Origin of the sequence: Acinetobacter qingfengensis (genome assembly GCF_008693185.1) — a bacterium.
Taxonomy (GTDB): domain Bacteria; phylum Pseudomonadota; class Gammaproteobacteria; order Pseudomonadales; family Moraxellaceae; genus Acinetobacter; species Acinetobacter qingfengensis.
This window is the reverse complement of record NZ_VXKN01000013.1, coordinates 22,231-45,669: the sequence shown is the minus strand read 5'-3', so window position 1 is coordinate 45,669 and position 23,439 is coordinate 22,231. Positions and strand designations below refer to the sequence as shown.

General features: G+C 37.9%; 22 protein-coding genes. 9 read left to right on the top strand and 13 right to left on the bottom strand.

Annotated elements, in window-relative coordinates:
• Entirely contained in the window at nucleotides 1–366 is a 366-nt protein-coding gene (gene sdhD / locus F4V57_RS13815; protein WP_070068771.1) for a succinate dehydrogenase, hydrophobic membrane anchor protein, read from the bottom strand.
• A complete protein-coding gene (gene sdhC, locus F4V57_RS13810) occupies nucleotides 366–767 on the bottom strand; it encodes a succinate dehydrogenase, cytochrome b556 subunit (RefSeq protein WP_141729200.1) in 402 nt (133 codons plus the stop codon). The genes sdhD and sdhC overlap by 1 nt, the downstream gene beginning before the upstream one ends.
• Before the next feature lie 635 nt (nucleotides 768–1,402).
• Here sdhC and gltA point away from each other — a divergent pair.
• A complete protein-coding gene (gltA, locus tag F4V57_RS13805) occupies nucleotides 1,403–2,680 on the top strand; it encodes a citrate synthase (protein ID WP_070068741.1) in 1,278 nt (425 codons plus the stop codon).
• Between the two features lie 200 nt (nucleotides 2,681–2,880).
• On the opposite strand, the gene F4V57_RS13800 is transcribed toward gltA, so the two are convergent.
• The 10 genes from F4V57_RS13800 to rlmE all read right to left on the bottom strand — a co-directional run bounded on the left by F4V57_RS13800 (nucleotide 2,881) and on the right by rlmE (nucleotide 14,153).
• Nucleotides 2,881–3,342: a bacteriohemerythrin gene (locus F4V57_RS13800; RefSeq protein WP_070068740.1), complete on the bottom strand. Its 462-nt coding sequence runs from the start codon at nucleotides 3,340–3,342 to the stop codon at nucleotides 2,881–2,883.
• Between the two features lie 180 nt (nucleotides 3,343–3,522).
• Nucleotides 3,523–4,371 (bottom strand): class II glutamine amidotransferase, encoded by an 849-nt coding sequence (locus F4V57_RS13795; protein WP_070068739.1) that lies wholly within the window; start codon nucleotides 4,369–4,371, stop codon nucleotides 3,523–3,525.
• An 81-nt stretch (nucleotides 4,372–4,452) separates the two neighbouring features.
• Nucleotides 4,453–5,235, bottom strand: coding sequence for a GNAT family N-acetyltransferase (locus F4V57_RS13790; RefSeq protein ID WP_070068738.1), 783 nt, complete (start codon nucleotides 5,233–5,235; stop codon nucleotides 4,453–4,455).
• Between the two features lie 114 nt (nucleotides 5,236–5,349).
• A complete protein-coding gene (gene argB, locus F4V57_RS13785; RefSeq protein WP_070068737.1) occupies nucleotides 5,350–6,255 on the bottom strand; it encodes an acetylglutamate kinase in 906 nt (301 codons plus the stop codon).
• A gap of 18 nt (nucleotides 6,256–6,273) precedes the next feature.
• Entirely contained in the window at nucleotides 6,274–7,650 is a 1,377-nt protein-coding gene (locus F4V57_RS13780) for a phosphomannomutase/phosphoglucomutase (RefSeq protein WP_070068736.1), read from the bottom strand.
• A gap of 180 nt (nucleotides 7,651–7,830) precedes the next feature.
• Nucleotides 7,831–8,283 (bottom strand): dUTP diphosphatase, encoded by a 453-nt coding sequence (gene dut / locus F4V57_RS13775; protein WP_070068735.1) that lies wholly within the window; start codon nucleotides 8,281–8,283, stop codon nucleotides 7,831–7,833.
• Nucleotides 8,284–8,301: 18 nt separating this feature from the next.
• On the bottom strand, nucleotides 8,302–10,344 hold the full coding sequence (locus tag F4V57_RS13770; RefSeq protein WP_070068734.1) for a UvrD-helicase domain-containing protein: 2,043 nt from the start codon (nucleotides 10,342–10,344) through the stop codon (nucleotides 8,302–8,304).
• A gap of 173 nt (nucleotides 10,345–10,517) precedes the next feature.
• Nucleotides 10,518–11,162: an OmpA family protein gene (locus F4V57_RS13765; protein ID WP_070068733.1), complete on the bottom strand. Its 645-nt coding sequence runs from the start codon at nucleotides 11,160–11,162 to the stop codon at nucleotides 10,518–10,520.
• Nucleotides 11,163–11,469: 307 nt separating this feature from the next.
• A complete protein-coding gene (gene ftsH / locus F4V57_RS13760; protein ID WP_070068732.1) occupies nucleotides 11,470–13,371 on the bottom strand; it encodes an ATP-dependent zinc metalloprotease FtsH in 1,902 nt (633 codons plus the stop codon).
• A gap of 125 nt (nucleotides 13,372–13,496) precedes the next feature.
• Nucleotides 13,497–14,153, bottom strand: a complete 657-nt coding sequence (gene rlmE / locus F4V57_RS13755; protein WP_070068731.1) for a 23S rRNA (uridine(2552)-2'-O)-methyltransferase RlmE — start codon at nucleotides 14,151–14,153, stop codon at nucleotides 13,497–13,499.
• Between the two features lie 194 nt (nucleotides 14,154–14,347).
• On the opposite strand from rlmE, the gene yhbY reads away from it, so the two are divergent.
• Together yhbY and F4V57_RS13745 are read left to right on the top strand one after the other, a co-directional pair.
• The gene (yhbY, locus tag F4V57_RS13750) at nucleotides 14,348–14,671 is read left to right on the top strand and encodes a ribosome assembly RNA-binding protein YhbY (protein WP_070068730.1); all 324 of its coding nucleotides are present in this window, start codon (nucleotides 14,348–14,350) and stop codon (nucleotides 14,669–14,671) included.
• Nucleotides 14,672–14,677: 6 nt separating this feature from the next.
• Entirely contained in the window at nucleotides 14,678–15,214 is a 537-nt protein-coding gene (locus F4V57_RS13745) for a DOMON-like domain-containing protein (protein ID WP_070068729.1), read from the top strand.
• A gap of 79 nt (nucleotides 15,215–15,293) precedes the next feature.
• On the opposite strand, the gene F4V57_RS13740 is transcribed toward F4V57_RS13745, so the two are convergent.
• The gene (locus F4V57_RS13740) at nucleotides 15,294–15,719 is read right to left on the bottom strand and encodes a hypothetical protein (protein ID WP_070068728.1); all 426 of its coding nucleotides are present in this window, start codon (nucleotides 15,717–15,719) and stop codon (nucleotides 15,294–15,296) included.
• Nucleotides 15,720–16,042: 323 nt separating this feature from the next.
• Between F4V57_RS13740 and carA the strand changes: the two genes are divergently transcribed.
• From carA to F4V57_RS13710, 6 genes are all read left to right on the top strand, one after another.
• A complete protein-coding gene (carA, locus tag F4V57_RS13735; RefSeq protein ID WP_070068727.1) occupies nucleotides 16,043–17,179 on the top strand; it encodes a glutamine-hydrolyzing carbamoyl-phosphate synthase small subunit in 1,137 nt (378 codons plus the stop codon).
• An 18-nt stretch (nucleotides 17,180–17,197) separates the two neighbouring features.
• Nucleotides 17,198–18,082 carry a hypothetical protein gene (locus F4V57_RS13730; RefSeq protein WP_070068726.1) on the top strand — a complete coding sequence of 295 codons (885 nt, stop codon included), beginning with the start codon at nucleotides 17,198–17,200 and terminating at the stop codon, nucleotides 18,080–18,082.
• A gap of 31 nt (nucleotides 18,083–18,113) precedes the next feature.
• Nucleotides 18,114–21,347: a carbamoyl-phosphate synthase large subunit gene (gene carB / locus F4V57_RS13725; protein WP_070068725.1), complete on the top strand. Its 3,234-nt coding sequence runs from the start codon at nucleotides 18,114–18,116 to the stop codon at nucleotides 21,345–21,347.
• A 96-nt stretch (nucleotides 21,348–21,443) separates the two neighbouring features.
• Nucleotides 21,444–21,920: a transcription elongation factor GreA gene (gene greA / locus F4V57_RS13720; protein ID WP_070068724.1), complete on the top strand. Its 477-nt coding sequence runs from the start codon at nucleotides 21,444–21,446 to the stop codon at nucleotides 21,918–21,920.
• A 131-nt stretch (nucleotides 21,921–22,051) separates the two neighbouring features.
• Nucleotides 22,052–22,792, top strand: coding sequence for a hypothetical protein (locus F4V57_RS13715; RefSeq protein ID WP_070068723.1), 741 nt, complete (start codon nucleotides 22,052–22,054; stop codon nucleotides 22,790–22,792).
• 171 nt (nucleotides 22,793–22,963) lie between these two features.
• Nucleotides 22,964–23,401 carry a universal stress protein gene (locus tag F4V57_RS13710; protein WP_070068722.1) on the top strand — a complete coding sequence of 146 codons (438 nt, stop codon included), beginning with the start codon at nucleotides 22,964–22,966 and terminating at the stop codon, nucleotides 23,399–23,401.
• Nucleotides 23,402–23,439: the final 38 nt, after the last annotated feature.

The following is a 23,439-nucleotide window of genomic DNA, read 5'->3' as shown; positions in this document are numbered from 1 at the left end:
TCAATTCGCCCAAAAAATTTGGATTGTCCAGATTGCATAAACAAATACTGCAACAATAACCGCTGAGGTTAGGACAAGGCGTAAACCAGATGCAGACGGCCCCATTTGACGGGTCGTTACATAGTCTGTAAACACTTGCCACATGCCAATCCAGGCATGGGCAACCAATCCTAAAATAGCCAGTAATGAAAAGATTTTCATGGGCAATGTCATCATGAAACCAGACCATTGTGCATAGTCAAAATCACCATGACACAAGATCCATCCAAATACGACTACCGTATATGCAGCAAGAACAACTGCACTCACACGCTGGATAAACCAATCGCGTGAACCTGAACCTGTTAAACCTGTAGCACTTTTCATTAAAATACGATCCATATAAAGGCTGCAATAATACCAATCACAGACAGAATCAATGCAATTGTCGCTGCTGTACGACCACTTTGAAGTTCTTCAGCAATCCCTAAATCAGCAAGCAGGTGTTTCACCCCTGCGATAAAGTGATAGATCAAACCTGCAACAAATACCCATACGATTAAACGTACAAATATATTGCCAAATACGACATTTTTAACATAGTCGAAGCCTTCTGGCGAAGATAGCGACTTATCCAAGATCCATAGAAGAATCGGCACTAGCAAGAAAACGATAACACCTGAAAGACGGTGTAAGATTGATGCAATTGCCACAGGTGATTTTAAGTTTACAGCTAAAACTTGACCCATGGACAAATTGACAGGTCTGTTGCTTTTCACAGCGGGCATCCTGTAAGTTATAACTCCAATCCAATAAAGGAGTTTTTGAATTAATTCGAAGGAAAGCTGGCATTACTAGGCAAAGCTTGCCCATACAAATGACAGCGAATTATAGAACGCTGTTAAAAAAAACACAAATACGCATATTAAAAACTTGTTTAAAATTACTTAATTGAGAATTAATTTCATTAACAAGCTTCATTCCCTTGCACTAAAGCTGAACATTAAATGATTCATATATTTGCAAAAAATAATACTTTGGTTCTATTTCATTTATCATGCATTTTGCAGTATATATACGCTATCGGAAATGGACACATAGCAAGTCTTTGTACAAATCTACTTACAATTGCATTCGTAAAAAAAGTGATTTTTGCAGTAAGCTTGCTAACCAATACTAAAACTAAAGCTGATGGATTGCACCAAACTGGATATACGACAAGCTTATGGATTGAAATTTTGAGAAGTTCTATATTAATTTTGGATAAAGAAAGGCAAAAAATGTCATTTTTACCCCTTAATGAGAATTGACAAAATTTTTACGAAGAATAATCTTATTCGCACATTCAGCAATCTGATTCACTTTAGAGTAGAGTTTCTAACTAATCGGATTTTTACATTCACCAGGACAGGAGAGCTTTTGAATGTCTGAAACTACTGGCAAGAAAGCCGTATTAACGCTAAATGGTAAAGAAATTGAACTTCCAATTTACAGTGGTACATTGGGGCCAGATGTAATAGATGTTGGCAGTGTACTAAAAGAAGGTCACTTTACTTTTGATCCTGGTTTCATGTCCACTGCGTCATGTGAATCCAAAATCACCTTTATCGATGGTGATAAAGGAATTTTACTACACCGTGGATATCCAATTGATCAACTTGCAACGAAAACAGATTATTTAGAAACTTGCTACCTATTATTAAATGGTGAGTTACCAACTACGGATCAAAAAGAAGATTTTGATGCAAAAGTGCGTAAACATACGATGGTTCACGATCAGGTTACCCGTTTTTTTAATGGTTTCCGCCGTGATGCACACCCAATGGCCATTATGGTAGGTGTTGTCGGTGCTTTATCTGCTTTCTATCATAATAATCTTGATATTGAAGACGTCAATCATCGCGAAATTACTGCCATTCGCCTTATTGCAAAAATTCCAACACTTGCTGCATGGAGCTACAAATACACTGTAGGTCAGCCATTCATTTATCCACGTAATGATTTGAATTACGCAGAAAACTTCTTATATATGATGTTTGCAACACCAGCAGATAAAGATTATAAAGTTAATCCAGTTTTTGCCAAAGCAATGGATCGCATCTTTACTCTACATGCAGATCATGAGCAAAACGCTTCTACATCAACAGTTCGTTTAGCTGGTTCGACTGGTGCTAATCCATACGCATGTATTTCAGCAGGTATTTCGGCACTATGGGGACCTGCTCATGGCGGAGCAAATGAAGCTGTATTAAAAATGCTGGATGAAATCGGTAGTGTAGAACATGTTGCCGAATTTATGGAAAAAGTGAAACGTAAAGAAGTGAAACTCATGGGCTTTGGTCACCGTGTGTATAAAAACTTCGATCCACGTGCCAAAGTCATGAAACAGACTTGTGATGAGGTATTAAGTGCTTTAGGCATCAATGATCCTCAACTAGAACTTGCAATGGAGCTTGAGCGCATCGCACTGTCCGACCCATACTTTGTAGAACGTAAACTTTATCCAAACGTAGACTTCTATTCAGGTATTATTTTGAAAGCTGTTGGTATTCCAACCGAAATGTTTACTGTAATTTTTGCCCTAGCACGTACTGTAGGCTGGATCAGTCACTGGCTAGAAATGCATGCTGCACCATACAAGATTGGACGTCCTCGTCAGCTTTACACTGGTCCTACACAACGTGACATTGCTGATCGATAATCTTTCGACGCTGTTATTATTAAAAAAGACTGCATTAATGCGGTCTTTTCTATTTAAAAAATATTTTGCCAAATAACAAGCATAAAAAAAGCAAATCCTGCCACAGATTTGCTTATGCGCAAAGCAATAAATTCCATTTCTGTTTAGCTGTCCTTTATTCTCTATTTTTTATTCGATCATATTTTTATCAAATACTTAATTTAACCAAAGAAACGAGCAAACCAGCTTTTACCCTTTTTCTTTTCCTGTTGTTGAATAAAACCAATCATATTTTCTTTCACTGCACCAACATAATCTTTATCATCATGTTTAATATGGTGAATTAACCAACTACATAATAACTGATGCAGTTCACCTTCAATAGGCTCTCCTGCCAAAAAGCGATCCCGATAACTTTCTATTTTTCGAATAAAAATATCATGTACACGTTTATGTGGTACTCGATATTTATAACCAGCTTCTTCCTGTAGACTTTCTTCAAAAGTAAAATGTGATTGCGTGTAGTCAATAATGCTATTTAAAACATCCTGAATTTGATGTCGCTGATAATTTGGTGTAGATAAAACTTCTTCCAGATCATTAATATAATCAACAATACGTCTGTGTTGATCATCTATTACATCAATTCCGGTATCGTAATCACTTTGCCACTTCATCATCATGTCCTATCAGACTACATTTTTTACTTCGTTCTGATATTCATCATACTTTCATTGCTTATGAATTAAAAACAAGTAAATCAGTCAGGTTTCATGATTTATGTCTTATATATTTTTTTATTATTATTTTTCAAAGAGTAATAGGAAATACCTGACTAAAAGAGTGAGATATTTTTTAACCAGTTAATCTGGATCAGCTTTGGTTTTACGAACTAAAGACGGATCTTTCTTTTCCATTTCCAAGCGTTGAACCGTCGTTAAAACCTGTTGTAAAATTTTACCATCCTTAAATAAAATCATTTCGCCTGGTGCGAATGCCTGCCAAATTTCATTATTGGTTAATGGCTCTGTTGTAATTACAGCAACACGATCTTCAGAAGTTGTTACTGTGCTGAAGTCTATATCCATATCTAGATCAATAAGACGTGCATGTTTAAATGGGTATTCCCTTACAATCCAGTGCAATTTGGTGGTTGCATAACTAAATAATGCCTGACCATTTGAGAGAAAAAAATTAAATGTTCCATGTTCAGCAATTTTAGGCGCAATTTCTTTTAATACATCAAAAATTTGCTGTAAAGTTGGGTGCCCTTGGCGAAAACGTTGTGCCAGTTGATCGAGTAAATAACAGAAGGCCAATTCACTGTCTGTATCACCTACAGGCTGAAAACGTCCTGTTAGTGTAGGGTTAAATTGATGTAAATCACCATTATGTGCAAAAATCCATTGTCTTCCCCACAGTTCCCGTACAAATGGATGAGAATTTTCCAGATTAATTTTCCCCTGAGTTGCCTTACGAATATGAGCAATTACATTTCTGGACTTAATTGGATAATCTCGAATGAAATCTGCAATCGGAGATTCTACTGCTGACTGATTGTCCACAAATAATCGGCAAGCTTTATCTTCGAAAAATGCAATCCCAAAGCCATCGGAATGATCAGATGTAATTCCCGCGCGCTGAGAAAAACCGCGAAAAGAAAAATTAATATCTGTCGGGGTTGCACAATTCATTCCGAGAAGTTGGCACATGGGTACTGTAATCATTAAGTTATGGCAACTTTTATTGTGCATGACTCAATGGATCTGTGCAAATATAAATTTGGTTTGAGCTTATCGATGCTTTTGTATTTGCTTAAATTTTGTAGACTTTTTTAATTGTGCAGTAGGTAAAAATACAAAATAGTCCAGACAATTAAAATTTACGTCAAAAAAAGCATGAGGTGACAATTGTGCATTCATACGTAGATACAGATCAAAAAGTTTAGGAATACGCTCATCCTGAGCAAAACTGAATTCAGGATATGTAGGCTCATAAGCCTGCTTGGAACGAATATCTATTTGCTGCTGTTCAGCCAACGATTGTAAATATTGATGCGTGTGATAAACACGTGCCTGATTGTCCTGTAAATGAATACTGACACAGCCAATTAAATACTTGGCACGCAAGTCAATCAAAATTCTAGGTAAAAGATGCATCCATAATAATGACAGTGCTCGACTACAGCGATAACGCTGATGTACACAGGTTCTACCAATTTCAACAATATTTTTTAAATGTTGTAGTTGAGGCAGAATATTAAACTCCTGTGCGCTATAACTGTATTGCAGTTCATCACCATTAAATTTTTTTAATCGTGTATATGCAACAATTTCACCAGATATGGCATCTCTTAAGACCGCATGCTCACAATCAAAATCATACATATCCTGATCAGTATTTTGCGTAAAGCGAATAGCAAATTGTTGCGAAAATTGTTCTGCGCGGAACTGTTGTACTTGACGTAACGTATTTAAATCATTAACCCATTCAAAATGGAATTGAGAGATTTGACTGGTTTTATTCTTTTGTGGCAAATGCAATGCTTGACGATATTGCTGAAATTTTTCGAACATTTATAGCGCTCCTTTTTTGTTTAATCTAGGAAGCTTAAATGACATCGCAGTGACAATTATTTGTAGATTTGATGACAAAAGCCACCCGCAGGTGACTTAAATATGAATGTTTGCTTAATGTTTTGGTTGTAAGCGATTGGAAATTAAAGTTCCCACACCATGATCGGTAAAAATCTCAAGCAATGTTGCATGCGGAACACGTCCATCAACGATTACTGAACTTCCAACACCACCTTTAACTGCATCAAGCGCACACATAACTTTTGGAATCATTCCTCCATGAATCGTGCCATCAGCAATCAGCGCTTCTACATCGTGTGTATTTAAACCTGTTAATAATTCTTTATTTTTACCTAATACACCGACAATATTGGTTAATAAAATCAGTTTTTCTGCTTCAAGTGCTTCAGCAATTTTACCCGCAACCAAATCAGCGTTAATGTTGTAACTATTACCTGCTTCGTCAACCCCTAATGGTGCAATGACCGGAATAAAATCACTGTGTATAAACATATCAATAACATCACGTTTAACACCGGAAACTTCACCAACCATACCAAGATCAATTTTTTGAATCTGGCCATTTTCATCTGTCTTTTGCATCAGTAATTTACTAGCACGAATTAAATTACCATCTTTACCTGTTAAACCAATGGCACGCCCACCATGCTGATTAATCAGATTAACAATAGATTTATTAACACTACCACCTAATACCATTTCAACCACTTCCATGGTGGCTGCATCAGTCACACGCATGCCATCAATGCGATCCGATTCTCGCCCCAATTGTTTTAACAATTGATCAACCTGTGGCCCACCGCCATGAACAACTACTGGGTTGAGTCCTACAGTTTTCAATAATACAATATCTCGAGCAAAAGAACTTTCCAGTGCCGGATCAGTCATTGCATTACCACCGTATTTCACTACAATAGTTTTTCCGGAAAAACGTTGAATATAAGGTAATGCTTCTGTAAGGACATTGGCTTTGTCCAATGCGATCTGACTGGCAGACATGCAATTGCTCCTAAAGATTTAATCCGCCAAAGCGATGGCTTGTGCAATTTCTGGAAACTGAGGTTGTATCGCTTCAACAAAAAACTGGCGTATTTGCTGCAAATTTTGTGAAGTATCTGCATCAAAACGCATAGTAAAAAATTCACCGGTATTCGATGGTCTGATAATGCCAAATCCAAAAGGAAAATCAAGCCGGATTCCATCAACTTTACTCATTTTCACCGGAATTTTTGTCGTTGTTGTTTCAAGAAGCTGAGCAAACTGAGTATAGTTAGTATCGGCCATTGGAATATAGACATCTCTGGTTGAGATCCGCTCAGGAAATTCAGCAATAGCTTGCGATAATGTCATTTGATTTAAGGATAAATATTCAAGTAATCGTAATGCAGCATATAGACCATCATCATAGCCCTTACCACGACCATCATTAAACACATAGTGCCCGGCAAATTCACCACCAAAAATTGCCTGATGTTGATTTAAATAGTTGCGTAAAAAGCTACTACCGGTACGAATCATAGTGAATTTTCCATGATACTTGGTTACAGTATCTGCAATCATGGTAGAACATTTCACATCACAAACAATTTCCATTTCGGACTGTTGCTGCAAACACATCTTGGCAAATAGGCAAATCAGGCGATCCGGGCTAATATAATTACCTTGCTCATCTAGAATGACTAAACGATCGCCATCACCATCCAGTGCCATCCCCATAGTCGCCTGATGCTTGATCACCTGTTGTTTTAAGGCTTGTAATCGTTCTGAATGACTTGGATCAGGTGCGCCCAAAGGAAAAACACCATCTGCGAAACAATTTAAAGCATTCACCTCACATCCCAATTGTTTTAAAGCTTTAACTGCAATTTCACCGGCTGAGCCATGTAATCCTTCAACACAAATGTAGGGTTGACCAAAAAGATGAATATCCGATACCAAATAATTAAGGTATGCCATAGATGCATCATAAGATGTCACAGCACCTTTAAACTGAGATTTATTGCGTAAATCTAACGTATTGGCAATTTGCTGAATTTGCTCAGGTGATGGTGGTAATCCCTGAATAAGCCATTTAATCCCGTTATCCGTGATTGGATTATGACTTGCTGTAATCATCACCCCACTTCCTGAATATTGCTTTGCGGTAAAATATAATAAGGGAGAGCTGACACAACCAATAAAAATCACTTGCAAACCGGATTGTGAAAGTGCTTCTAGCACAATTTTTGCATAGGATGGGCTAGTTAAACGGGCATCATGTCCCACGACAATAATTTTTTGCTGATGCTGATGAAATTGTTGTGCAAGTGCAAAGCCAATCTGTTCAACCAGCATCGCATCAAGAATATCAATGTGTCCCCGAATATCATAAGCACGGAAGACTTTTTTGGACATTTGTTTAATTTTAAAATCCTTAATCAAAATTTAAACATGAGAAAACCTATTATTTTGTGCAAATGATGGTCATTTGTATATATAAAATTTGTGAGCCATTGCAATTAAATTGGTCAAAGCAATACCTTATCACTTTGACCTCAATTCAATTCCCATCAAACAGTCATTTTTTGACCAAGTTTAATGTTGCCCTGTATGACCAAAACCACCTTCACCACGTTCAGTCGATTCAAATTCATCGACCAAATCAAATTGTACCTGCTGGACAGGCACCACAACATATTGAGCCAAACGCTCGCCAGGTTCCAGACTAAAAGTTTTTTGTCCGCGATTCCAAACGGAGATCATCAATTCTCCTTGATAATCAGAATCGATTAAACCCACCAAATTACCTAAAACAATCCCATGTTTATGTCCTAATCCTGAGCGGGGAAGCACTAATCCAGCATAATTCACATCCTGAATATAGATGGATAAACCTGTTTTTACCAAAACTGTTTGCCCCGGTTCAATATTGATTGCTTCATCTAGACATGCTCTTAAATCTAGTCCTGCCGAACCTGCTGTCGCATAAGTTGGTAGATCCCAGACTTTACCCAGACGATCATCTAATATTTTCACTTGTACTTTCATTGTCATTTTCCTAAGGGACTAACGTTTCATTAATGCTTTTAAGTTTTCCAGAGCTTTTTGCGCTTGCTGTTTTGGATCAAGTTGTGCAGCACCTGCCGGTTTTTTACGTCCTAACCATTCTATTTCATCAATAGGTAATTCATCCAGAAAACGACTTGGTGTCATTTGTTTCATTTGGCCACCATTCTTACGTTGTTCTGCTAATGTTAAGGTTAAACCTTGCTTGGCACGCGTAATTCCAACATACATCAAACGGCGCTCTTCTTCGACTGTATCAGCAGCAATAGAATTACGATGTGGCAATAATTCTTCTTCCAGTCCCATCATGTAAACATAGGGAAATTCCAGTCCTTTTGCTGCATGCAAGGTCAATAAATTAACTTTATCGTGATCTTCTTCTTCCTGTTGTTGTTCCAGCATATCAAGTAGCACCAATTTACGAATGGCACTTTCGATATTACGATCATCTACATCGTCTGCTTTATTAATAATATTCTGAATGCTGTTATACAAATTCTCAATATTGTCTAGTTTGGTTTTTTCCTGTGCTGGGGTTGCTGCCTGCTCACGAATATAATCAATATAACCTGCTTCATTGATCATTTGTCGAACCATTGGTACAGGTTCATCCTGATCATAAATTTCACGGGTAAAGTGCTGAATAAATTCTGCAAACTCATGCAATTGTGTCATGGCTTTTTTTGCCAAAACCATACTTAAACGCTGATCAGCAGAAGCTGTTAAAAGTGATAAATGATTTTCCTGTGCGAATAATCCCAACTTTTCTAATGTAACAGGACCAATAGCACGTTTTGGTGTATTAATAATACGCAAAAAAGCACTATCATCTTCAGGATTAATGATCAGGCGTAGATAACTCATGACATCTTTAATTTCTGCACGTGCAAAAAAAGATTGTCCACCTGAAAGCTTATACGGGATTTGCATTTCCCTTAGTTTAGTTTCAATTACCCTTGACTGGAAATTACCACGATATAAAACCGCGTAGTCTTTCCAATTTTTACCATTCATTAACTTATGTGTAATCAAATCTTTGACAATACGGTCAGCTTCATCATCATCACTACGACAGGTGATCACTCGAATTGCATCGCCTCGCCCCTTGTCACTCCACAATTGTTTCTCAAAAATATGTGGATTATTCGTAATAACAGCATTGGCAGCACGTAAAATAATACTGGTAGAGCGATAATTTTGTTCCAGCTTAATGACTTTAAGGTTTGGAAAATCTTGTGCTAATAATGCCATATTTTCAGGTTTGGCACCTCGCCATGCATAAATAGATTGGTCATCATCACCAACGGCGGTAAATTGTCCCATTACACCAACCAGTAACTTCACCATCATATATTGTGCAGTATTGGTATCTTGGTATTCATCTACCAATAAATAACGGACCCGATTCTGCCATTTGTCTCGTAATTCTGCATTTTCTTGTAATAAACGAGCAGGCATGACGATCAGATCATCAAAATCCACAGCATTGTATGCCCTAAGATTACGTTCATAAAGCTGGTATAGATGCGCCATTTGCACATCTTCTGGCGTTTCACATGTTGCATGCGCTTGTTCTGGTAAAATCAGATCATTTTTCCAGTCAGAAATTTTCTTCATTGCCTTAGCAATTAATTCCTTACTTTCAGCGTTGGCTAAATTGTCCCGATGCATTAAATCCATCAAGATACGCTTACAATCATCCGCATCTAAAATGGAAAAGTTATTTTTTAATGGTGTATGTTTAAGTTCCAAACGCAATAGATTCAAACCAAAAGTATGAAACGTTGAAACGTTTAAACCTTTTGCCTGTTCTTTGGATAATAATTTTAATACACGCTCTTTCATTTCACGTGCTGCTTTATTCGTAAAAGTTACCGCAGTAATACGATACGCCGGAATTCGACAATGCTGAATTAAATAAGCAATTTTTTGTGTAATTACAGAGGTTTTTCCCGAACCTGCGCCAGCAAGTACTAATAAAGGGCCTTGCGTATAACGCATTGCCTCTTGTTGTTTATCATTCAGATGCGAACCTGCCGACATACACATCAACCTCTTTATTCAATTAAGCTGTGATTATAACGACTGAAGATTGAGTTGCAATGTCAGTCAGTAATATTGCACAGTAATTATGCTTAAGTGTATCTTTTTATATGTAATAAAAAAGCCACCTCATACGAGATGGCTTTTGTGACAACAATACCAGTTTAGTCTGATTATTGTACTGCGTAAATTTGTAGCTCTACACGGCGGTTTTGTTGTTTACCAGCAGCAGTAGTATTATCTGCAATTGGATTAGAAGAACCGTAACCTTGGGCATTAATACGATTAGATGGTACACCTTGTTGGATCAAATAATTTGCAACTGCTTGCGCACGACGTTGTGATAATGGAATATTAATAGAATCATTACCGGTTGAATCTGTATAACCAGACACTACAACGGCAACCTTACCATCATTTAACTGTTGCGCAACTTTATTCAAAGTAGAATAAAAATTAGCATTAATCGTCGCATCATTGGTTGCAAAAGTAATATTACCTGGCATAACCAAACCAATAGAACCATCTTCATGACGATCAACAGAAACACCTGAACCTGCCAATTGTTCTTTTAAACGTTTTTCGCGTTGATCTAGAACGTAACCACCTGCACCACCAACAACTGCACCAATTAATGCTGCACGATTATTCTGTGATGACTTGTTCGCATTACCCTTAGAAAGACCATAACCTGCTGCTGCACCCAAAGCGGCACCAATTGCAGTTTTATTATAATCTCTTTGTCCAGTAGTTGGGTCAGTTGTACAGCCAGTTAAAGCCACAGCCCCGATTAATGTTGAAATTGCCAATGCACGCATTGCATGCCTCCTTATGTGTTTTGTTGCTATCTCTAAATTATGATCAAGTCTTCAATCTAATCTATTGATGTATTGTTAAAAATTCTGTAATTGGTAACATTTTGCAATATTAGAAATATTTTCTTACATATAGGATTACATTATTTATCCATATTTGCAAATAAATGACCCAAGTCACATTATTTTTGTAAACTAACAAATAATTAACTTTCGTACAGTGTAATTAACGTAATTAATTTGTTTATTCCTTCAAAAACAAAAGACCAGTCAAAACTGACTGGCCTTTTAATTACCTAACTAATTAAAATTAATTAGGAAGTGTTGGCAAAGGTGGCGGGGTTGATACACCACCCTCTTTCTTGTCTTCTACTAACGGTACTGGATTTTCAGCAACATATACTTTTGGTGGTTGTGGATCTCGGCCTTCCATAATATCGCGAATCTGATCACGATCAATAGTTTCCCATTCCATCAAAGCTTTAACCATGGCATGTGCAATATCCTGATTATTTTCAAGAATGTCACGTGCGACCTTATACTGTTCATCCAAAATGCGGCGAATTTCAGTATCAACTTGTTGCTGTGTTGCTTCAGAAATCGTACGGTTACCCATATTTCCAAAGAAACCCTGTGTATTTTCGTCTTCATACACCATCACACCAAGTTTGTCAGACATACCATACTTGGTCACCATCGCACGAGCCATTTTAGTTGCACGCTCAAAGTCGTTTGATGCACCTGTAGATTGCTGGTTAATAAACACTTCTTCTGCAATACGCCCACCAAATAAAATTGAAATTTCATTTAGCATTTTGTTTTTATAATTACTGATTGCATCCTGCTCTGGTAATTGCCATGTAACACCTAAAGCCCAACCTCGTGGCATAATCGTTACTTTATGCACAGGATCCGTACCCGGTAATAACTCAGCAACAATCGCATGTCCAGCTTCATGATAAGCCGTTGCACGGCGTTCTTCATCACGAATGACCATTGATTTACGTTCAGGTCCCATATAAATTTTGTCTTTTGCATCTTCAAAATCATGCATATCGACAGTATTTTTATTACGGCGAGCAGCAAACAAGGCAGCTTCATTAACAAGGTTAGCCAATTGTGCACCAGAAAATCCTGGTGTACCACGTGCTAATACTGGTACATCAACACCTGTTACAGATGGCAACTTACGCAAATGAACATTCAGAATTTGTTCACGACCTTTAATATCCGGTAAACCAACCATCACCTGACGATCAAAACGACCTGGACGTAACAAAGCTTTATCCAACACATCCACTCGGTTCGTTGCTGCAATGACAATGATTCCTTCGTTACCTTCAAAACCATCCATCTCAACCAACATCTGGTTCAAGGTCTGTTCACGCTCATCATGACCGCCACCTGTACCCGAACCACGATGACGACCTACAGCATCGATCTCGTCAATAAAGATAATACACGGCGCATGACGTTTTGCCTGTTCGAACATATCCCGTACACGTGATGCACCGACACCAACAAACATTTCTACAAAGTCTGAACCAGAGATGCTAAAGAATGGAACTTTCGCTTCACCTGCAATTGCTTTGGCCAATAGGGTTTTACCTGTACCCGGTGGACCAACCATCAATACGCCTTTTGGAATAGAGGCACCAAGACGTTTGAATTTTGCAGGATCTTTCAGGAAGTCTACAATCTCCACAACTTCTTGTTTTGCTTCATCACAACCAGCAACATCTTTAAAAGTTACTTTGATTTGGTCTTCAGACAGCATTTTGGCTTTGGATTTACCAAAACTCATTGGGCCGCCCTTTCCACCAGCACCACCACCCATATTACGCATAAAGAACATGAATAATAAAATGATTAGCAATACAGGGAAACTCGCAATCAGCAATTGCATGAGCAGACCTTGACGATGTGGCGCAGTACCCTGCACCTCTACTCCATTTTTCATTAAAGTAGGAACAAACTCAGGATCGAACACATCAGGACGAATGGTTTCAAATTCACTGCCATTGGCTTTGATCCCAGTGATTCGTTCACCATCAATTGTGACTTGTTTCACTTGTTTGGCTTCAACAGCGGTAACGAACTGAGTATAGTTCATACTATCCGTTTTACTACTTCCGCTGAAATTACTAAAAACTAGTATCAGAACACCTATGATAATCAGCCACAACACGGCATTCTTGAATAGATCGCTCAACGCTTTATTCCCATATTTATCAAACTTAGTAGATTCGTTTTGATCACAAAACTTCTACTCAACCAAATTGCTATCTCGAATATAACAGCTTTAACCCGTTGAAGCATGCTTAATTCATCATACTTTTAGCCGAGTTGCAAAGCCTTTTTTCGTCCTTGACCAATCAAAAAAACTTCTTTTGATCGGGCTCTTGACGCTTCTGGTTTGGCAGTCTTCAATACATCGAAGCTATCAACCATCATTTTACGAAACTCGTCAAAACCAGTTCCTTGAAACACTTTTACTACCATTTGCCCATTTGGTCCCAAGACCTTATTGGCAAAATCCAGTGCCAACTCACACAGATAAATCTGCCGTGGCTGGTCAACAGCCCTATTACCTGATGTATTGGGTGCCATATCGGAAATTACAAGGTCTACAGTGCGACCATTTAAAATATTTAACAATTTTTCGAAAATTTCTTGCTCTCTAAAATCACCCTGCAAGAAAGTTACATCTGGCAAAGTGTCCATCATCAAGATATCTGATGCAATTACCAAACCCTTATTACCCACTAATTTGCCTGCTATCTGGGACCAACTTCCGGGAGCTGCGCCCAAGTCAACAACTGTCATCCCAGGTTTAATGACTTTATGTTTTTCCTGAATTTCCAAAAGCTTATAAGCTGCCCGCGCACGATAACCTTCTTTTTGTGCTTTTTTTACAAAAGGATCATCCAGATGCTCACGCATCCATGCTCGACTACTTTTAGACAATTTTTGATTGGTAATTTTAGTTGCCATTACTTCTTCATTGATGAAAGCGATAAAACGCCTTGCATTGTACGTGAAAATATACAACTTTGCAGTAAATAGATATGTTGAAATATATAGCATTTATGTCAATATCATCATAAATGAGAAAATATATATAATTCCACTTAGATTTAAGATTAAAAACGATTACAATAAGCTGTTTTTAGTTAGTGGTTTAATCAATGTCAACATTAAAAATTCAGGAACGCAAACGTTTACGTCAAATCGGGCATGCGCTGCAACCTGTTGTCATGATTGGTAGTCAAGGGTTGACAGAGAATGTCATTGAAGAAACTCTTCGCGCCTTAAACGATCATGAATTAATTAAAGTCAAAATTGCAGGTGAAGATCGTGAATTACGCCATGCATTGATTGATGAATTAATCCAACGCACACAAGCACATAATGTGCAACAAATTGGTAAGATTGTATTACTATACAAAAAAGCTGCGCAGCAAAATCAAAAACTTTCCAACATTATCCGTTATGCACATTTAAGTAACTAATAGAATATGGCAAGTTTTGAATTAACAGCATTTCAAGCAACGCGGGATATTCAGCTAATTGGTGCTATGGAAACACCCACTAACACAATTATTCAGGTGGGTTTTTGGGTCAATGATCCTGAACAAAAAATTGTCTGGAGAGAAAAGCTTGCAGGACATCCTCGCTGTGATTTTCTGTGGGAGCATACCTGCTTTGAAATTTTTATTGGTTTCGCACAACAGGATCAATATCGGGAAATTAATCTTTCCCCTACCCTAGCTTGGCAAGCTTATCAGTTTGAGGAATACCGCTATCCGGAACAAATTCCTCCTTTAACAGCAACTGATATCGAACTGGTCGACTTACAACGAACCAACTTTGGTTTAACAGCAACACTGGATCTAAGCCAGCTTTTAAATCATGATCAGATTAAACTACAGGATTTATACTTTGGTTTATCTGCGGTAATTAATACTGCACAGCAACAGCATTTTTTTGCAATGCAGCACAGTAGCCCACAACCCGACTTTCACAATAAAAGAGATTGGTTACATCGGCTTTAATTACACTTATCACAATAAAAACAGGTTAGCTATGATTTATAGATAACCTGTAATTTTATTGTCATGGGGAAAAAGTTGATTAAACCTCTTTTTCCTCAGATTTTGTAGCATCTTCAGTTTTGTCAGCAGGATGCAGTTTATTCCATGCATCCAGTGTATGATCCTTTGTACGCTGAATTGTTGCAGTTAATGACTCTTTATGTTTTGCGGATAATTCTGTCAAATCCTGTTTAATTTCTTTGGAGACCTGAGTGACGTCTTCCAGAATTGCCGACAATTCGGTTTTTAATGTTTCTTTTAAAGATTGTAAATCATCTTGAGTTAATGGGAATTGTGCTTTTAATGCTTCTATACGCTGTAAAAGTTCCTGCTTAACTTCTGCAACTTGTACCTGAATCGATTGGGCATAATCTTTTTTAGCATTATCCTGATTAGAGTCGATCTGATTTTCAGGAGATGACGTTTCGATTTCAGATGTTTCTGTTTTGGTTGTATTGTCAGTCATTGTATTGCCCTCTCAAAGTATATTTTTCAATCATTTTTTATTAAACACTATTTTAATATTTTCACAAAATTAATTTATCAGACAATTGTTTCATCATTTATCATAAGCAATTATAGATCCGTTTAAATTCCCTATAAATTTGCATCGGTTGATATTGTAATCAGCTTAATTTTTCCTGCTTTTTACATAGACTTTTACCCTTTTCATGCGTACAATATGTTTTTAAGTTACAAGCGGGCAGACCAAAGAGGACGTGTAATTTACACCTTGCCTTTATTTCGGTCTACTCGCTTTTTTACAGCTTAAAATTCAGGAGCTTTGGTTTGAGCACCCCCGCCATTTTAGCCCTTGCCGATGGTACCATTTTTAAAGGTACTGCTATCGGTGCAACGGGAATTACGACTGGTGAAGTCGTTTTTAACACTGCCATGACTGGCTATCAAGAAATTTTAACTGACCCAAGTTATGCACAACAACTTGTGACATTAACTTATCCACACATTGGTAATACTGGTTGCAACGAAGAAGATACTGAGTCTGGTCGCATCCATAAAGTATGGGCCAATGGTTTGATCATCCGTGATTTACCACTTTTACATAGTAATTTTCGCTCCGAGCAATCTTTAAGCGACTACTTAAAACAACATAATGTCGTTGCAATTGCTGATATTGATACCCGTAAGTTAACCCGTATGTTACGTGATAAAGGTGCGCAAAACGGTTGTATCATTGCTGGTGAAAACATCTCTGAACAGGAAGCAATTGAACAGGCACGTGCTTTTTGCGGATTAAATGGTCTGGATCTTGCCAAAGAATGTTGTGATCAAGAAGGTTTTGAATGGACACAAGGTTCATGGACACTTGGTCATGGCTTTACACAACCTGAGTTAAAGTTCCATGTAGTGGCTTATGATTATGGTGTAAAAACCAACATTTTACGTATGCTTGCAGATCGTGGTTGTAAACTGACAGTCGTTCCGGCACAAACACCTGCTGCAAAAGTATTGGCGCTTAATCCAGATGGTGTTTTTCTGTCTAATGGCCCTGGTGATCCTGCAGCATGTGACTATGCAATTGAAGCAGTTAAAACAATTGTTGAAACCACCAACTTACCTGTATTTGGTATTTGCTTAGGACATCAAATTCTAGCTTTGGCTTCCGGTGCAAAAACCATCAAAATGGGGCATGGTCATCATGGTGCAAACCATCCTGTACAAAATCTTGAAGATGGTACAGTCATGATCACTTCACAAAACCACGGTTTTGCTGTTGATGCAGAAACATTACCAATAAATCTCAAAGCAACCCATAAATCGTTATTTGATGGTACATTGCAAGGGATTCACCGTACTGATAAACCGGCATTTAGTTTTCAGGGACATCCTGAAGCCAGTCCGGGACCACATGATTGTGCGCCATTGTTTGATCATTTCATTGAATTGATTGAGTCAGCAAAATAACCTGAGTGGACACAAGGAATGATGAATAGATTCTGTAGCAATCTTGCTTTAGCTTGCCTAATTGGGATATTTAGTCCCTTTTTATTTGCGCAATCTAATCAAAGTTCATCAGAATCTAATGATTCAGCTTTAACAGCTCACAGTTCAGACCAAGAAAAGTTTCTGTTTCTTCTTAAAAACTATATCACTCATACTGCTCAAACTTCACCTAGTCTGGATAGTTTTGGCACGCTAGATATAGATAAGATTCCAAATGAAATTTTACTGGACACCGAGCAAAGCAAACAGCTTATTCTTGTGAATACTTTTCCAATGATTGAACTGCATCAGTTATTGACACATCAAAACACATTTTGGCCATTTTCAGAACGGTTGATTGCATCAATGTCAACAGATACACCATACGACTTAAAAAAAATTCGTATATGCTATCTACAAAAAATGACCCCAGAATATGTTAAACAATATTATTTGTCCTTAGCTGATACCATACTCAAGAGTGGAAATGAAAAACAGGTACGAGCCCAATTAAGCTATATTTATTATGGGCAACAATTACCAGTACTCAAAAAAGCAAACAATGAGTTGTTAAAAGATCTGCATAAGCGATTAAATGAATATCGCAAAACCAATAGTAAATATTATGGAAAGAATCTAGATATAGAGCTTCTTCCCGACGTGTTTAAGACTTATCGTTATCAAAATGTAGATGAATCTGATGTACCCGCATTTTTCTCATTTGCCCAGCATCTTTTTATTCCATCATTTACTTTATTTGATCAATGGAAGCCTTTAAACATGGTACTTCCATTAACTCCTGAAATTACATCTCAACAATATTTAAGATTATCTGCTACCATTTTTAAATCATGTGGTGTAGACATCAATATTGAAAATTTTTGACTCGTATTAACGATAAGCAAGGAACATACCTATGCCTAAACGTACGGACATAAAAAGCATCCTGATTATCGGTGCTGGTCCAATTGTAATTGGTCAAGCTTGTGAGTTTGACTATTCTGGCGCACAAGCGTGTAAAGCTTTACGTGAAGAAGGTTATCGTGTCATTTTGGTTAACTCAAATCCTGCAACCATTATGACCGATCCATCTATGGCAGATGCAACCTACATTGAGCCAATCACTTGGCAAACTGTTGCTCAAATCATTGAAAAAGAACGCCCTGATGCAGTTTTGCCAACCATGGGTGGTCAAACTGCTTTAAATTGTGCATTAGCATTGGATGAAAATGGCGTACTGGAAAAATATGGTTGCGAACTAATCGGTGCAACCAAAGATGCCATTGAAAAAGCCGAAGATCGTAAGCTGTTTGATGCAGCAATGAAAAAAATTGGTTTGGAATGCCCTCGTGCTGCCGTTGCTGAAAATATGCAAGAAGCGCTGGAAATTCAGGCTGGTTTTGGCTTTCCTGTCATCATTCGTCCATCTTTCACTATGGGCGGTTCCGGCGGCGGTATTGCTTACAATCGTGAAGAATTTCTAGAAATTTGTGAGCGTGGTTTTGACCTTTCTCCTACCCACCAATTATTGATTGATGAATCATTGATTGGTTGGAAAGAATACGAAATGGAAGTTGTACGTGATAAAAACGACAACTGCATTATTGTTTGTGCGATTGAAAACTTTGATCCAATGGGGGTGCATACAGGTGACTCAATTACTGTTGCACCTGCACAAACGTTAACTGACAAAGAATATCAGTTAATGCGTAATGCCTCGATTGCGGTACTACGTGAAATTGGTGTTGAAACTGGTGGGTCAAACGTTCAATTTGGAATCAATCCAAACGATGGCCGTATGGTCGTAATCGAAATGAACCCACGTGTTTCACGCTCATCAGCATTAGCATCAAAAGCAACTGGCTTTCCAATTGCAAAAATTGCCGCAAAACTTGCTGTCGGTTATACACTTGATGAATTAAAAAATGACATTACTGGTGGTGTAACACCTGCATCCTTTGAACCATCTATTGATTATGTAGTCACGAAAATTCCTCGTTTTAACTTTGAGAAATTTCCACAAGCAGAGCCTGTCTTGACGACCCAAATGAAATCAGTGGGTGAAGTCATGGCGATTGGCCGTAATTTTCAGGAATCTGTACAGAAAGCACTTCGTGGTCTTGAAGTTGGTGTGTGCGGCTTTGATGAGCAAATTCCAGTTGGCACAGACGAGGCAAAAGATAGAATTCTCAAGGAATTAAAAGTTCCTGGCCCTGAGCGTATCTGGTATGTTGCTGATGCATTCCGTCATGGTTTTAGTATTGATGATGTTTTTGACGCAACAAAAATTGACCGCTGGTTTCTGGTCCAGATTGAAGACATCATTAAAACTGAAACACAGGTTAAATCACTTGGATTTGGTGACTTAACAGCAGAAAATATTCGTTCGTTTAAACGTAAAGGTTTATCTGATTTACGTATTGCAAACTTAATGGGTATTTCACAAAAGCAATTCCGTAAACATCGCTGGAATTTAGGTGTATATCCCGTTTACAAACGTGTAGATACCTGTGCTGCTGAATTTGAATCTTCAACGGCCTATATGTATTCAACTTACGATGAAGAATGTGAAGCAAACCCTTCAAATCGTGACAAAATCATGGTCATTGGCGGTGGTCCGAACCGTATTGGTCAAGGGATTGAATTTGATTACTGCTGCGTACATGCAGCATTAGCAATGCGTGAAGATGGTTACGAAACCATCATGGTGAATTGCAACCCTGAAACTGTTTCTACCGACTATGATACTTCTGACCGTTTATACTTCGAACCGGTAACACTTGAAGATGTTCTGGAAATTGTTCGCACGGAAAAACCTAAAGGTGTTATCGTACAATATGGTGGTCAAACACCTTTGAAATTGGCGCGTGCTTTAGAAGAGGCAGGCACACCAATCATTGGCACATCACCTGATGCAATTGACCGTGCAGAAGACCGTGAACGTTTCCAACAAATGATTCAGCGTTTACAGTTACGTCAACCAAACAATAGCATTGTCAAATCTGCTGAAGAAGGCATATCTGAAGCAGCGAAAGTAGGTTATCCACTGGTTGTTCGCCCATCTTATGTATTGGGTGGTCGTGCTATGGAAATCGTCTATAACGAAGAAGAGTTAAAACGCTATCTTCGTGAAGCTGTTCAAGCCTCCAATGAAGCACCTGTACTGCTTGACCATTTCCTTGATTCTGCAATTGAAGTCGATGTGGACTGTGTGTCAGATGGCAAAGATGTTGTAATTGGCGGAATTATGCAGCATATTGAACAAGCTGGTATTCATTCTGGCGACTCTGCATGCTCCATTCCACCGTATTCGCTATCTCAGGACATTCAGGATGAGATGCGTCGTCAAACAGTTGCCATGGCCAAAGAGCTTGGTGTCATTGGTTTGATGAACGTACAGTTTGCTGTAAAGGGTAATGATGTTTATGTGCTTGAAGTCAATCCTCGCGCCTCTCGTACCGTACCATTTGTATCCAAATGTATTGGCGACTCTCTTGCGAAAGTAGCCGCCCGTTGTATGGCAGGCCGTTCACTACAAGATCAAAACTTTACCAAAGAAATTATTCCAACACGTTTTGCCGTTAAGGAAGCTGTTTTCCCTTTTGCAAAATTTCCGGGTGTTGATCCTATGCTTGGACCAGAAATGAAATCAACTGGTGAAGTCATGGGTGTTGGACAAACATTTGGTGAAGCGTTCTACAAAGCAGTTCTTGGTTCAAATGATCGCCTACCAGGTTTACCAACAGAGAATGAAGTCAAACACGCCTTCTTATCTGTTCGTGAATCTGATAAAAAAGACATCGTTGAAATTGCGAAACAGCTTGTTCAATATGGCTTTAAACTGGTTGCCACTGGTGGAACACATCGAGTGTTAAAGGAAGCAGGTATTGATTGCGAACGCGTCAATAAAGTGACTGAAGGTCGCCCACATATTGTTGACCGCTTGAAAAATGGTGAAATACACCTTATTGTCAACACTACTGAAGGTAAACAAGCGCAATACGACTCTGCTGCAATCCGCCGCGCAGCCATGCAAGGTAAAGTGTATTACACGACCACGATTAATGGTGCAGAAGCCGTTTGCCAAGCATTTGCGGTGAAACTTCCAATGGATGTCTATCGTTTACAGGATTTACAAATTGTAAATTAATTTAACTCAACACTTCCGTCACCTTTACGGAGGTGGCGGAAGTTTTTTTTTGCAACTTAACTTTATTATTTAACTCTCTAGACGTGAGGGAAGATTATGCAACGCTACCCAATGACGCCTGAAGGCAAAATTGCTCTGGAAAAAGAATTACAGCAACTTAAATCTGTAGAACGCCCACGCATCACGCAAGCTATTGCTGAAGCACGTGAACATGGCGATCTGAAAGAAAATGCTGAATATCATGCAGCACGTGAACAACAAGGTTTTTGTGAAGGTCGTATTCAAGATATTGAGGGCAAACTTGGTGCTGCTCAAGTGATTGATGTTAAAGATCTAGAAAAAAATGGGCGTGTTGTTTTTGGTGTTACCGTTACCATTGAAAATCTGGATACGGAAGAACAAAAAACCTATAAAATCGTTGGTGATGACGAAGCAGATTTTAAAATTAATAAAATCTCGGTAAACTCACCAATTGCACGTGGCTTACTTGGAAAAAACGAGGGTGATGACGCAAAAATTCAAACACCACAAGGTGAAGTTGAATACGAAATTGTCAAAGTTGATTATTTATAAGTAATATTAACCCCTTAAGTTCAAGGGGTTAAATTTTATCTACAATTACGTTATCGTCTTGATTATGATGTGGCAATCAACATAAAAATTTAAATATGTTAAGCTAGGATAATAAAAGTAGAGGGTTAATGATGAAGCCAAATATTTTTTTACTTTGTTTTTTCTTATTCCCTCTGTCTGTATCGATTCATGCTGCAACCCTACGCATGGTCGAAGTTGTTTGCCCAATTGGTGGAGAAAAGTTCAGCTACCATCAGGCAGCATCAGGAACCAGTTTTGGACAGACCATGGATTTTAAACCCATTGGCGCAATCATCATGCCAGAGCCTTTGGCCAAATGTCCAAAAAATGGTTTTATTGTTGATGAGCGTTTTACACAACGAGATATTACGTTACTTACACCTTATGTAGAATCTAATGTATATCAACATCTACAAAAAACAGAACAACCTTATTACTTATTGTATCGCCTCAGACAACAACTCCCATCTAAAGCATCTGATCTACAGTCAAACGTTAATGATTTACTGCAAGCCACTTGGCAAGCAAGCCCATCACAATACCCAAAATATGCAAATGAATTATTAACACAACTCAATAATTATGAAAAACAACCTTTTAATATAAATTTTACACATTATTATCTGCTTAAAGTTGAAATCTACCGACGTATGGGACAATTCTCTCAAGCAGAAACTACACTGACACAATTTAAAAAAATATTTCATCAACACTTCAAGTCCTTTGAACCAGAACAGCAAGAATATATTCAAACATACTTGGCAATTCAAATGCAGTTAATTCATCAGAAAAATCAAAATCTAGAACCCTTTAATCCTGAGCGACTTAAAAATTTAAAGATCAAAAAATAACTTAAAATTCAATTTATTACATAAAATTTGATAAAATATTTTATTTTACAAAAGGTATGCTCATTTACATCTTGTGAAAATATATTCGCCATTTAACAATAAAATGAGATATAAATAAACATGGGACAATAACTTTCTACTGTATTAACAATAAACATAGGATAGATGATCATGACATATCAACACATTCTAGTTCCAGTCGATGGTTCTGAAACTTCATATAAAGCGATCCAGGAAGCCATTAAATTTTCTAAAAGTCTAAACAGTAAAATCACTTTAGTACAAGTTCTAGAGCTAGATCCTTACATTGCCGAAGGCTATCTAACAACTGGGCAAACCAACCCTTTTATCGAACGCGCCAGAGAATATCTAAGTCAAACTATTGCAGATGCCAAACAGAAATTTCAAGATCAGGGCATTAATGTAGAAACTTTATTGCTAGAAGGTATTAGTGTTACAGATAAAATTCTTGAAGCGGCCAAAGATACTCAGGCAGATCTGATTATTATTGGTTCACATGGACGTACAGGATTATCCAAACTCTTTTTAGGCAGTCAAACGCAAAAAGTTTTAGCACAAACCACTATCCCTGTGCTGGTGGTACGTTAATATCGTTCAACAGTAATAAAAAAGGTTAAGTCATTTTG

What these genes read in the sequence shown, in the direction of transcription:
- carB (WP_070068725.1), top strand. Translation starts at nt 18,114, where the DNA reads ATGCCTAAACGTACGGACATAAAAAGCATCCTGATTATCGGTGCTGGT.
- greA (WP_070068724.1), top strand. Translation starts at nt 21,444, where the DNA reads ATGCAACGCTACCCAATGACGCCTGAAGGCAAAATTGCTCTGGAAAAA.
- F4V57_RS13780 (WP_070068736.1), bottom strand. Translation starts at nt 7,650, where the DNA reads ATGTCCAAAAAAGTCTTCCGTGCTTATGATATTCGGGGACACATTGAT.
- sdhC (WP_141729200.1), bottom strand. Translation starts at nt 767, where the DNA reads ATGCCCGCTGTGAAAAGCAACAGACCTGTCAATTTGTCCATGGGTCAA.
- F4V57_RS13710 (WP_070068722.1), top strand. Translation starts at nt 22,964, where the DNA reads ATGACATATCAACACATTCTAGTTCCAGTCGATGGTTCTGAAACTTCA.
- rlmE (WP_070068731.1), bottom strand. Translation starts at nt 14,153, where the DNA reads ATGGCAACTAAAATTACCAATCAAAAATTGTCTAAAAGTAGTCGAGCA.
- F4V57_RS13765 (WP_070068733.1), bottom strand. Translation starts at nt 11,162, where the DNA reads ATGCGTGCATTGGCAATTTCAACATTAATCGGGGCTGTGGCTTTAACT.
- F4V57_RS13795 (WP_070068739.1), bottom strand. Translation starts at nt 4,371, where the DNA reads ATGTGCCAACTTCTCGGAATGAATTGTGCAACCCCGACAGATATTAAT.
- F4V57_RS13770 (WP_070068734.1), bottom strand. Translation starts at nt 10,344, where the DNA reads ATGTCGGCAGGTTCGCATCTGAATGATAAACAACAAGAGGCAATGCGT.
- F4V57_RS13740 (WP_070068728.1), bottom strand. Translation starts at nt 15,719, where the DNA reads ATGACTGACAATACAACCAAAACAGAAACATCTGAAATCGAAACGTCA.
- gltA (WP_070068741.1), top strand. Translation starts at nt 1,403, where the DNA reads ATGTCTGAAACTACTGGCAAGAAAGCCGTATTAACGCTAAATGGTAAA.
- F4V57_RS13715 (WP_070068723.1), top strand. Translation starts at nt 22,052, where the DNA reads ATGAAGCCAAATATTTTTTTACTTTGTTTTTTCTTATTCCCTCTGTCT.
- sdhD (WP_070068771.1), bottom strand. Translation starts at nt 366, where the DNA reads ATGAAAAGTGCTACAGGTTTAACAGGTTCAGGTTCACGCGATTGGTTT.
- dut (WP_070068735.1), bottom strand. Translation starts at nt 8,283, where the DNA reads ATGAAAGTACAAGTGAAAATATTAGATGATCGTCTGGGTAAAGTCTGG.
- argB (WP_070068737.1), bottom strand. Translation starts at nt 6,255, where the DNA reads ATGTCTGCCAGTCAGATCGCATTGGACAAAGCCAATGTCCTTACAGAA.
- yhbY (WP_070068730.1), top strand. Translation starts at nt 14,348, where the DNA reads ATGTCAACATTAAAAATTCAGGAACGCAAACGTTTACGTCAAATCGGG.
- F4V57_RS13800 (WP_070068740.1), bottom strand. Translation starts at nt 3,342, where the DNA reads ATGATGATGAAGTGGCAAAGTGATTACGATACCGGAATTGATGTAATA.
- F4V57_RS13790 (WP_070068738.1), bottom strand. Translation starts at nt 5,235, where the DNA reads ATGTTCGAAAAATTTCAGCAATATCGTCAAGCATTGCATTTGCCACAA.
- F4V57_RS13730 (WP_070068726.1), top strand. Translation starts at nt 17,198, where the DNA reads ATGATGAATAGATTCTGTAGCAATCTTGCTTTAGCTTGCCTAATTGGG.
- F4V57_RS13745 (WP_070068729.1), top strand. Translation starts at nt 14,678, where the DNA reads ATGGCAAGTTTTGAATTAACAGCATTTCAAGCAACGCGGGATATTCAG.